The following is an 8,939-nucleotide window of genomic DNA, read 5'->3' as shown; positions in this document are numbered from 1 at the left end:
GTGTTATGAATCATTTATAGTGTTATAATAAATCACATAATATAGTATCTACATAAAAAAGCAGACACAATATCTTGTGTTTTGCACATTTAGAATAAAATTGAATAAAGTGTTGTATTTTTTGTATTTTTATTTTATAAATGCAATTTATTAAGTATATATATGTGGCAGGTGAAAGTTAATGAAGATAATTTATTACTCTTTAACAGGTAATGTAAGACGATTCATTCAGAGGGCTGGGTTGTCTGATACAATGGCTCTCACTGAGGCAAACAAAACAAATGCAATTAATGAACCATTTATAATTGTGACAGGTACAATCGGATTCGGACAAGTTCCTGATACTGTACAAGATTTTTTGAATGTAAATCATCAACATCTGAGAGCAGTAGCAGGTAGTGGAAATAGAAATTGGGGACAGAATTTCGCGAAAGCAAGTGATGAAATCGCGAATAAATATCATGTCCCTTTATTGATGAAGTTTGAATTACACGGTAACCAAGAAATAGCAGATGAATTTAAAGAAAAGGTGGTTAATCTCTATGAAAATGATAAACAAACAGAAGCAAAATCATATTGAATTAAACAATAAAGTGACAAAGAGAAGAGAAGATGGATTTTTTGATATTGAAAAAGACCAAGAAGCATTAGAAGTATATTTAGAAGAAATTGCAGAAAAAACAATTCAATTTAATGACCCCATAGAGCGTTTGCACTTTTTAGTAGATCAAGACTTCTATTATGATCTATTTAAAGAATATAGCGAAGAATCACTAAAAGAGATAAACCAATTTGCAGATTCAATTCCTTTTCAATTTGCAAGTTATATGTCAGCAAGTAAATTTTTCAAAGATTACGCTTTAAAGACGAATGATAAATCAGAATATTTAGAAACTTACAAAGAACACGTTATTATTGTGTCTTTATATTTAGCAAAAGGTAATGTTGAACAAGCTAAGCAGTTTGTTGAAGGTATGATTGAACAACGTATTCAACCAGCTACACCAACATTCTTAAATGCTGGTAGAGCAAGACGTGGGGAACTAGTAAGTTGTTTCTTATTAGAAGTGGATGATAGTTTGAATTCAATTAACTTTATTGATTCAACTGCTAAACAATTAAGTAAAATTGGTGGCGGCGTAGCTATTAATTTATCTAAACTACGTGCTCGTGGTGAAGCAATTAAAGGTATAAAAGGAGTAGCTAAAGGTGTACTTCCAGTTGCAAAATCACTAGAAGGTGGATTTAGTTATGCTGATCAACTTGGTCAAAGACCTGGTGCAGGAGCAGTTTATTTAAATATCTTCCATTACGACGTATTAGAATTTTTAGATACTAAAAAAGTTAACGCAGATGAAGACATTAGACTTTCAACAATCTCTACAGGTTTAATCGTTCCTTCTAAATTCTTTGATTTAGCTAAAGAAGGTAAAGATTTCTATATGTTCGCACCACATACTGTTGAACGTGAATACGGTGTAACACTTGATGATATTAACCTTGACGAGTATTACGATGAACTTGTAGCAAATCCTAACATTATCAAAAAAGCTAAAGATGCTCGTGATATGTTAAATACAATTGCGCAAACTCAATTACAATCAGGTTATCCATACTTAATGTTCAAAGATAATGCGAATAAAGTACACCCAAACTCTGAAATTGGCCAAATTAAAATGAGTAATTTATGTACTGAAATTTTCCAATTACAAGAAACATCCATTATTAACGATTATGGAACAGAAGATGAAATCAAACGTGATATTTCATGTAATTTAGGATCATTAAACATTGTAAATGTAATGGAATCTAAGAAATTTAAAGATTCAGTCCATACAGGAATGGATGCTTTAACAGTTGTGTCTGATGATACAGAAATTAAAAATGCTCCAGGAGTTAGAAAAGCGAACAGTGAATTGCATTCAGTTGGCTTAGGAGTAATGAATTTACATGGTTATTTAGCTAAAAACAAAATCGGATATGAATCAGAACAAGCAAAAGACTTTGCTAATGTATTCTTTATGATGATGAACTACTATTCTATTGAGCGTTCAATGGAAATAGCTAAAGAAAGACAAGAAACATATGCTGATTTCGAAAAATCTGATTATGCTTCAGGTAAATATTTTGAAAAATACATTCAATCTGATATTAAACCACAATACGACAATGTTGCAGCATTATTTGAAGGCATTGAAATGCCAACTGCTGAAGATTGGAAAGCATTAGCAGAGGCAGTTAAAGAAAATGGATTATATCATGCTTATAGACTTGCTATTGCACCAACTCAAAGTATTTCATATGTACAAAATGCTACAAGTTCAGTAATGCCAATCGTAGATCAAATTGAAAGAAGAACTTATGGTAATGCAGAAACATTTTACCCAATGCCATTCTTATCACCAGAAACTATGTGGTATTACAAATCAGCATTTAATACAGATCAAATGAAATTAATTGATTTAATTGCAACAATTCAAGAGCACGTAGACCAAGGTATTTCTACAATCTTATATGTTAATTCAGAAATTTCTACGCGTGAACTTTCAAGATTATACGTATATGCTCATCATAAAGGTTTGAAATCACTTTACTATACACGTAATAAATTATTAAGTGTAGAAGAATGTACAAGTTGTTCAATTTAATCATTTTAATAAGATAGGAGATCTAACATGAAGGCAGTAAATTGGAATACACAAGAAGATATGACGAATATGTTCTGGCGTCAAAACATCTCACAAATGTGGGTTGAGTCAGAATTCAAAGTATCTAAAGATATGGCAAGTTGGGAAACACTGACTGAAGCAGAAAAAAACACATTTAAAAAAGCATTAGCTGGACTTACAGGTTTAGACACACATCAAGCAGATGATGGAATGCCATTAATCATGATGCACACTCAAGATTTAAGAAAAAAAGCTGTATATTCATTTATGGGAATGATGGAACAAATACATGCGAAAAGTTATTCTCATATATTTACTACATTATTGCCATCTAGTGAAACAAATGAATTATTAGATACTTGGGTTGTGGAAGAACCACATCTAAAATATAAATCAGATATGATCGTTGGAAACTACCATAAACTATGGGCTAAAGAAGCATCAATATATGATCAATATATGGCTAGAGTTTCAAGCGTGTTCTTAGAAACATTCTTGTTCTACTCAGGTTTCTATTATCCTTTATATTTAGCAGGACAAGGTCGTATGACAACATCAGGTGAAATTATTCGTAAAATATTATTAGACGAATCAATTCACGGTGTATTTACAGGTTTAGATGCACAAAGCCTGAAAAATGAACTTTCACAAGATGAACAAATTAAAGCAGATAGAGAAATGTATCGCATGCTAGATTTACTATATAAAAATGAGTATGAATATACAAAAACTTTATATGATGATATTGGTTTAACAAACGACGTAATGAATTACGTAACATATAATGCGAACAAAGCATTAGCAAACTTAGGATTTGACCCATATTATGAAGAAAAAGCATTCAATCCTATAATCGAGAACGCATTGAATACAAGCACTAAAAACCACGATTTCTTTAGTGTTAAAGGTGACGGTTACGTTATAGCATTAAACGTAGAAGCCCTAAAAGATGAAGACTTTATCTTTGAAGAAAAATAAGAATATAATGATCGTAGCCGAGACAAGTGAATTGTCTCGGCTCTTTTTTGTGTGGAGAAAGTGGGCTTTATAGGGGTGGGCTAGATTATGGGGCGTGGTTGCGGGAGATGATTGTGCGCTAACTGGCAGAATTCTGAATAATGCTCCTTAGATTGCGCTAACTGGCATAATTCTGAATAGTGCTCCTTAGAAAGCTCTAACTGGCAGAATTCCGGATTATGCTCCTTAGATTGCGCTAACTGGCAAAATTCCGAATTATGCTCCTTAGAAAGTTCTAACTGGCATAATTCTGAATAGTGCTCCTTAGAAAGCTCTAACTGGCAGAATTCCGAATAGTGCTCCTTAGAAAGTTCTAACTGGCATAATTCTGAATAGTGCTCCTTAGGTTGTTCTAACTGGCAGAATTCCGAATAATGCTCCTTAGGTTGTTCTAACTGGCAAAATTCTGAATAGTGCTCCTTAGAGACAGCACCTCATACGGACATTATTCGGAATTATGTCCCTAACAGCACCTCATACGGACATTACTCAGAATTATGTCCCTAACAGCGCCTCATACGGACATTATTCGGAATTATGTCCCTAACAACACCTCATAGGGACATTACTCGGAATTATGTCCCTAACGACCTCATGCTTTTTATTAATCTGTATTACAAAATAACAACTATTATCTTTTGCCATAAAAAGTTAACATATTTTTCAATATTAATTGATTTTAATAGAAAGTAATTGTTTATAATGAAGGTAATAGATGAAAGGTGGGTTTAATCTTGAAAAGAATTTTACTTGGCTTATTAACAGTATTAGTTATATCTGTGTTAGCTGCATGTGGAAATGATAAGAAGGAAGAAGAGCATAATCATTCGGAGCATAAATCGTCTGATAAACCTCAAGCTTTGGAAGTAGCATTAAATGTACCGAAAGAGGCGGAAAGTGGAGAAGAGGTTGAATTATCAGCTGAAGTTACACTTGGTAAAGAAAAGGTTAAAGATGCAGATGAAGTAATGTTCGAAATTGTGAAAGATGGAGACAAAGGTTCTTCTGAGATGAAGAAAGTTAAAGAAAATAAAGATGGCGTTTATAAATTGAAATACAAATTCAAAGATGCTGGTAAATACAATGTAACCAGTCATGTAACAGCTAGAGATCAACATACAATGCCTAATAAAGATATTGTTATAAAATAATTTTTAAAGAGGCTGAGACAAATTAAATTGTCTCAGCCTCCTCTTATCATTTTTTGAAATAGCATTGCTTTTAATTTTATTCTTCATTACAATAGAGATAATGATAATCGTTATCAACTAATGAGAAGTAGGGTGTGACATGGGAAAATTTTTAATGCGTTTAGATGTTTTGATTGTATTATTAGTTATCACGACATTCTTCTCGATTTTTATAGGTGTGTCCGAAGTAAAACCGTTACACATATTTAACTTATCTGATGAACAAAAAAATATATTAGTATCGAGTAGAATTCCAAGAACAGTGAGTATTATAATTTCGGGTAGTTCTTTAGCAATTTGTGGTCTTATTATGCAACAGCTTACCCGTAATAAATTTGTTTCACCAACAACAGCTGGAACTATGGATTGGGCTAGATTAGGAATCTTAATTGCGCTCATCGCTTTTCCAGACGCAAATATATTAGTCAAATTACTATTTGCTACATTGTTGAGTTTGTGTGGAACAATGTTGTTTATGCAAATTCTTCAACGAATTCAATTCAAAGATGTCATATTCATCCCACTAGTTGGTATTATGCTCGGAAATATTGTTTCTAGTTTTTCTTCTTTTATTGCTTTAAGAACGAATACAGTTCAAAGTATTGGGAACTTTATGCAAGGTAATTTTTCAATTATTACTAGCGGTAGATATGAAATTCTATACATAAGCATTCCTTTTTTAATACTTGCATTTATATTTGCGAACCAATTCACGATTGCCGGAATGGGTAAAGATTTTAGTGTGAATTTAGGGCTTAACTATCAAAAAGTCGTAAATATCGGGCTGATTATCGCTTCGATTATTACTGCATTAGTTGTTGTAACAGTTGGAACAATGCCATTCTTAGGTTTAATTATTCCAAACTTAATTTCTATATTTAGAGGTGATCATTTAAAAAATGCTCTACCACATACTGCTGTATTCGGGGCGTTGTTTGTTATGATTTGCGATGTGTTAGGTAGATTAATCATCTTCCCATATGAAATTACAATTGGATTAACAATTGGCGTAATTGGTAGTTTTATTTTTATAGTAATGCTGATGAAAGGACGTTCAAGAAATGCTCAATAAATTATCGCCCATACATAAATTAATCCTTTTATCCGTATTAACTGTTCTAATTGCAGCTTTGTATTTATTTTATAATATTAATCCGAATATTTTAGAGTACCAATTAACCGGTCGTGTAAGAAAAGTAATCGCTATGTTGTTAGTAGGAGGAAGTATTGCTGTTTCTACAGTGATTTTTCAAACGATAACCAATAACAGAATTTTGACACCATCCATTATCGGTTTAGATGCTGTATATATGTTTATTAAGACTTCACTAATATTTATATTCGGTTCAACTTCATCAATTGTATTAAACTATCATTTGAATTTCATTATTACACTTGTTGGCATGATTTTATTTAGCTTGTTTTTATTCCAAATATTATTTAGATCTAAAGATCAAAATGTATTCTTTATACTATTGCTTGGTATTGTTTTCGGAACATTCTTCTCCAGTTTATCTAGCTTCATTGAAATGATGATTGATCCTGAAGAATTTTTATCTATACAAAGCGCGATGTTTGCAAGTTTTAATGCTATTAATGAAGAATTGCTTACAATATCAGGTGCGGCATTGTTAATTATGATCATTATAGCGTTCAGAATTAGACCATATTTAGATGTATTATCATTAGGAAAAGATCATGCAATAAACTTAGGTGTTAATTATACAAATGTTACGAGATGGCTGATGGTTATGGTTGCATTGCTTGTAACAATTTCAACTGCGTTAGTAGGACCTATTACATTTTTAGGTTTACTCGTAGTTAATCTCGCACATGAATTTATTAAAGAATTTGAACACAAATATATATTGCCAGCTTCTATACTCATAAGTTGGATTAGTTTGTTTCTAGGTCAATGGGTTGTCGAACATTTATTTGAAGGTAATACAGAAATTAGTATTATGATTAACTTTATTGGAGGTATTTACTTTATATTCTTAATTTTAAAGGAGCGTAATGTAGCATGATAAAAGTCGAAGGATTAACAAAAACTTATCATCAAAATAAAGTCGTAGATGATGTTGATATAGAAATTGAAAAAGGCAAAATCACTTCTTTTATAGGTCCTAACGGCGCTGGGAAAAGTACGGTATTAGCTATGGTCAGCCGATTGATTGAAAAAGATAAAGGAAAAATTAAAATAGATAATCAAGATATTGCTTCAATGAAAAGTAACGAACTTGCTAAAAAGCTCGCTATTTTAAAACAAACGAATCATACGGAATTAAAAATTTCTGTAAGACAACTCGTTAGTTTTGGTAGATTTCCATACTCAAAAGGTAAATTAAAAAGACAAGACAATATTATGATTGATAAAGCACTCGATTATTTAGGGTTAACAAATATTCAAAATAAATATTTAAGTGAATTATCTGGTGGACAGAGACAAAGAGCATATATTGCTATGACGATTGCTCAAGATACTGATTATATATTGTTAGATGAGCCATTAAATAATTTAGATATGAAACATTCTGTACAAATTATGAAAATTTTAAGAAGACTTGTTAAAGAAATGAATAAAACGATTGTAATTGTTATACATGATATAAACTTTGCTTCTTGTTACTCGGATAGAATTATCGCGATTAAAGATGGAAAAGTAGAAATCGCTGGTTTTAAAAACGAGGTCATCAATGAACCGGTATTGAGTGATATTTACGATCTAGATATCAAAATACAAGAAATAAATGGACAACGTATATGTGTTTATTTTGATAATGAATACATTGAAGTAGATGAAATTAAAACTTTAGCTATGTAGTTAATAATACTTTAATCATTGAAAGGAGTGATGCTTGATTTTACATGGGCAGATAGGTTCTTGGACACATTTTATATCATTTAATCAGAAGGAGAATCATGAACTATGAAGAAAGTATTTGGTTTTATTATAATTAGCTTGTTATCAGTAGTGCTTGTAGCTTGTGGAAGTAACTCAAACAGCAAAGACGAAAAGTCATCAAAAGATGATACTAAAAGTGGTTCTCAAACTATAGAAATTCAATCGAAATATGAAGTTAGTGTCGAGAAAAAAGACGGCAGTGACTCTAAAAAAATTGAAGAAAAAGTAAAAGTACCAGTAAATCCTAAAAAAGTAGTCGTATTAGATTATGGTGCTTTAGATACAGTAGAAGCTTTAGGTGCTAAAGATGCAGTTAAAGGTGTGCCAAAAGGGGAAAATGGCGCGTCATTACCTGGATTCTTAGACACGTTTAAAGGCGATGACGTTGTGAACACAGGTTCAGTAAAAGAAGTGAATTATGACAAGATTGCTGAAATTCAACCAGATTTAATCTTATTCTCTGGTCGTACAGCAGGTACAGAAGTACAAGATGAATTGAAAAAAGCAGCTCCAGATGCAGCTAGATTATACGTTGGCGCTGATGATAAAAACTTATTAAAATCAGTGGAACAAAATACAACTAATTTAGGTAAAATCTTTGATAAAGAAGATAAAGCAAAAGAATTAATTGCTGGTTTAGATAAGAAAGTAAAAACAGCAAAAGAAAAAGCTGAAAAATCAGATGACAAAGCAATGTACTTACTAGTTAACGAAGGTGAACTATCTACATATGGACCTGGTGCTAGATTTGGTAGCTTAATTTATGATGTACTAGGCGTTAAACCAGTTGATAAAAATATTAAATCAAGTGGTCATGGTCAACCAATCAGTTATGAATATGTAACTGAGAAGAATCCAGACATTATTTACGCAATGGATAGAGGTAAAGCAATCGGTGGTAAAGAAAGCTCAAACAAAGCATTATCAAACGATGTCATTAAAGATGTAAAGGCAATTAAAGATAAAAAAGTAGTTAATGTTGATCCACAATTATGGTACTTAGCTTCAGGTGGCGTAAGAACAACTGAAAAACAAGTAGACGAAGTAATTAAAGGTTTAGAATAAATAAAACATACTAAGATTAGCTATGAAGAAATCTATGACGATAGATTTTTTCATAGCTATTTTTTATAGTTATGGAGAGAGGTAGACTGTGCG

8 protein-coding genes are annotated in these 8,939 nt (G+C 31.7%); all 8 read left to right on the top strand.

Translation table 11 applies throughout. The features are described 5' to 3' along the window. The first annotated feature begins 181 nt into the window (after positions 1-181). The 8 genes from nrdI to CD129_RS12005 all read left to right on the top strand — a co-directional run bounded on the left by nrdI (position 182) and on the right by CD129_RS12005 (position 8,846). Positions 182-580: a class Ib ribonucleoside-diphosphate reductase assembly flavoprotein NrdI gene (gene nrdI / locus CD129_RS12040; RefSeq protein ID WP_107508988.1), complete on the top strand. Its 399-nt coding sequence runs from the start codon at positions 182-184 to the stop codon at positions 578-580. Then, on the top strand, positions 543-2,648 hold the full coding sequence (nrdE, locus tag CD129_RS12035; RefSeq protein ID WP_115337712.1) for a class 1b ribonucleoside-diphosphate reductase subunit alpha: 2,106 nt from the start codon (positions 543-545) through the stop codon (positions 2,646-2,648). The genes nrdI and nrdE overlap by 38 nt, the downstream gene beginning before the upstream one ends. Before the next feature lie 27 nt (positions 2,649-2,675). After that, positions 2,676-3,647, top strand: coding sequence for a class 1b ribonucleoside-diphosphate reductase subunit beta (nrdF, locus tag CD129_RS12030; protein ID WP_078357368.1), 972 nt, complete (start codon positions 2,676-2,678; stop codon positions 3,645-3,647). A gap of 773 nt (positions 3,648-4,420) precedes the next feature. Beyond that, the gene (locus tag CD129_RS12025) at positions 4,421-4,837 is read left to right on the top strand and encodes a FixH family protein (RefSeq protein WP_078357369.1); all 417 of its coding nucleotides are present in this window, start codon (positions 4,421-4,423) and stop codon (positions 4,835-4,837) included. Positions 4,838-4,976: 139 nt separating this feature from the next. Then, the gene (locus CD129_RS12020; RefSeq protein WP_078357370.1) at positions 4,977-5,948 is read left to right on the top strand and encodes an ABC transporter permease; all 972 of its coding nucleotides are present in this window, start codon (positions 4,977-4,979) and stop codon (positions 5,946-5,948) included. After that, positions 5,938-6,903 carry an iron chelate uptake ABC transporter family permease subunit gene (locus CD129_RS12015; protein ID WP_078357371.1) on the top strand — a complete coding sequence of 322 codons (966 nt, stop codon included), beginning with the start codon at positions 5,938-5,940 and terminating at the stop codon, positions 6,901-6,903. The genes CD129_RS12020 and CD129_RS12015 overlap by 11 nt, the downstream gene beginning before the upstream one ends. Then, positions 6,900-7,700 carry an iron ABC transporter ATP-binding protein gene (locus tag CD129_RS12010; protein ID WP_078357372.1) on the top strand — a complete coding sequence of 267 codons (801 nt, stop codon included), beginning with the start codon at positions 6,900-6,902 and terminating at the stop codon, positions 7,698-7,700. The genes CD129_RS12015 and CD129_RS12010 overlap by 4 nt, the downstream gene beginning before the upstream one ends. A 105-nt stretch (positions 7,701-7,805) precedes the next feature. Then, positions 7,806-8,846 (top strand): ferrated catecholamine ABC transporter substrate-binding lipoprotein SstD, encoded by a 1,041-nt coding sequence (locus tag CD129_RS12005; RefSeq protein ID WP_115337711.1) that lies wholly within the window; start codon positions 7,806-7,808, stop codon positions 8,844-8,846. Positions 8,847-8,939: the final 93 nt, after the last annotated feature.

Origin of the sequence: Mammaliicoccus fleurettii, assembly GCF_003970575.1 — a bacterium.
Lineage (GTDB): Bacteria > Bacillota > Bacilli > Staphylococcales > Staphylococcaceae > Mammaliicoccus > Mammaliicoccus fleurettii.
The sequence above is the reverse complement of the archived record's forward strand: the minus strand, read 5'-3'. Positions and strand labels throughout refer to the sequence as shown.

Bases quoted from the DNA above. Each gene is read 5' to 3' on its own strand.
- nrdI (WP_107508988.1), top strand. From the start codon at position 182: ATGAAGATAATTTATTACTCTTTAACAGGTAATGTAAGACGATTCATT.
- nrdE (WP_115337712.1), top strand. From the start codon at position 543: ATGAAAATGATAAACAAACAGAAGCAAAATCATATTGAATTAAACAAT.
- nrdF (WP_078357368.1), top strand. From the start codon at position 2,676: ATGAAGGCAGTAAATTGGAATACACAAGAAGATATGACGAATATGTTC.
- CD129_RS12020 (WP_078357370.1), top strand. From the start codon at position 4,977: ATGGGAAAATTTTTAATGCGTTTAGATGTTTTGATTGTATTATTAGTT.
- CD129_RS12015 (WP_078357371.1), top strand. From the start codon at position 5,938: ATGCTCAATAAATTATCGCCCATACATAAATTAATCCTTTTATCCGTA.
- CD129_RS12010 (WP_078357372.1), top strand. From the start codon at position 6,900: ATGATAAAAGTCGAAGGATTAACAAAAACTTATCATCAAAATAAAGTC.
- CD129_RS12005 (WP_115337711.1), top strand. From the start codon at position 7,806: ATGAAGAAAGTATTTGGTTTTATTATAATTAGCTTGTTATCAGTAGTG.